This window comes from Bradyrhizobium sp. Kon58 (assembly GCF_055807455.1).
In genome coordinates this window covers 1-273 of the sequence record NZ_JBVVOT010000427.1, presented here as the reverse complement: position 1 = coordinate 273, position 273 = coordinate 1, and the positions used below count along the sequence as shown (strand labels likewise).

Below are 273 nucleotides of genomic sequence, written 5' to 3'. Positions count from 1 at the left end.
CAATATTCTTTCCATCAACGAAGGGAAAAACGCGAAGGCTGTGGGTAAAGACCCGAGTGCGCCCACTGACACTCCTTCAAGGCTTACGGCACTTGAGAAAAGAATGGACGCCATAGAAGAACAGATGGAATCCATTGGAGAACGCTACGGGATTGTTTACAAACCTTATGTTGCACTCGACTCGTCGCAAGCGCCGACTGATGAGTCACGTATGAAAGATATTGAAGGGCGTTACGCTTACATGAACAAGATGACCAAGGTGTTGATAGCGTC

At 47.6% G+C, this 273-nt stretch carries 1 protein-coding gene; it reads left to right on the top strand.

The window, feature by feature from the left end; translation table 11 throughout:
• The coding region (locus AC0L20_RS41025) for a hypothetical protein (protein WP_473295830.1) at positions 1 to 273 on the top strand (273 nt) is incomplete at both ends.